Source organism: Arenibacter sp. S6351L (assembly GCF_023016025.1).
Classification (GTDB): Bacteria; Bacteroidota; Bacteroidia; order Flavobacteriales; family Flavobacteriaceae; genus Arenibacter; species Arenibacter algicola_B.
The window spans coordinates 1-1459 of sequence record NZ_JALKBB010000075.1; the positions used below are offsets into that span (position 1 = coordinate 1).

Here is a 1459-nt window from a genome sequence, read left to right on the forward strand (position 1 = left end):
GGATCAAGAACAAAACTTGGGTCTGAAGTGAATAATTTATTTCTTTGCACTTTAAATTACATTGATGAATAAAGGCACTGAGTTATCCTTGTTAAGTTTAATATTACCAGAAGGAATATTAGAGTATTTTGATATTGTTGGATTCGATAAGAAGCCTATAAAGCATGTTTTATATGAGAACCGTCTAACGATATATTTGGAGGAAAAAAAACAAATACCATCCAAGTACAAGGATTGCAAGTATAAAGCCAGTGGCTTCATGGAGCCTCGAATAATCGAGGATTATCCCGTTCGGGACAATCTACTATCATTAAATCTTAAACGAAGGCGTTGGGACGTTCTACTTGATAAAAAGTGGATTAAAGTAAGTCGTGAATGGGATGAATTTATTGCACAGGGAACTCGAATATCAAAAGAGTTTGCTGCTTTTTTAAAAGAAATCGACTGATAATACTGCTCTGAGCAGCCAACAACTTGGGCACCAGTATGGTATGTCCGGAAAAAGGCTTCAAAGACATTATAAGGATCACTTAAGTGATTTTAAGCAATGGGAGCATAAGAGTCATGCTAAACAGTGGCTTGTTTTCCCTGAAAACTTAGGTTCTTATTTATCCATTGATGAGACGGCGCTGTCCAAGGGAGAGCTCTTTACCATCATTACCAATAAGAAGGCTAAAGGAAAGAAAGGGGCTTTAGTTGGGATATTCCACGGAACTAAAGTGGAGCCTATTATCGAACAACTCTTGAAGATCCCAGCAAAGAAGCGTGCTAAAGTGAAAGAGATCACCTTGGACATGGCAAACTCTATGAAAACGATCTCCACTAAATGTTTCCCGAAAGCCATCCAAGTAACAGACAGGTTCCATGTACAGAAGCTGGCAATAGAGGCGCTCCAAGATCTTCGTATCAAATACCGATGGGAAGCTTTGGATCAAGAAAATGAACAGATAAAGCTATCTAGAGTAGCCGACAAAGAGTTTAAACCCGTAACTTTTTCTAATGGTGATAGCTCAAAACAACTCCTAGCCAGGAGTAGATATCTACTGTATAAATCCCCAGATAAATGGACTCCAAATCAGAAAGAGAGGGGACAGATATTGTTTAATGAATACCCAGAATTAAAGAAAGCTTATGGACTTGTTCAAGGCTTAAGGAATATTTTTAACCAAGCCATAGATATTAAAGTAGCTTACACCAAACTAGCCCACTGGTACAAAGATGTAGAGGAGTCAGGATTTAAGAGCTTCCAAACGGTAGCCAATAGTATTACTTTAAATTACCGCTCTGTACTCAACTATTTTTTAAACAGAAGTACAAATGCTTCAGCAGAATCCTTTAATGCCAAAGTAAAGGCTTTTAGATCACAATTTAGGGGAGTCAGGAATACGGAATACTTCTTATATCGCTTGATTAAATTATATTCTTAAAATGGTAAAAACCCAACTTTTGGACTTGATCC

The 1459-nt window shown here is 37.4% G+C and carries 2 protein-coding genes; both read left to right on the top strand.

Annotated elements, in window-relative coordinates:
* The first annotated feature begins 64 nt into the window (after positions 1-64).
* A complete protein-coding gene (locus tag MWU82_RS23920; RefSeq protein WP_247098256.1) occupies positions 65-448 on the top strand; it encodes a hypothetical protein in 384 nt (127 codons plus the stop codon).
* A gap of 43 nt (positions 449-491) precedes the next feature.
* Positions 492-1427 carry a transposase gene (locus MWU82_RS23925; RefSeq protein ID WP_247098258.1) on the top strand — a complete coding sequence of 312 codons (936 nt, stop codon included), beginning with the start codon at positions 492-494 and terminating at the stop codon, positions 1425-1427.
* Positions 1428-1459: the final 32 nt, after the last annotated feature.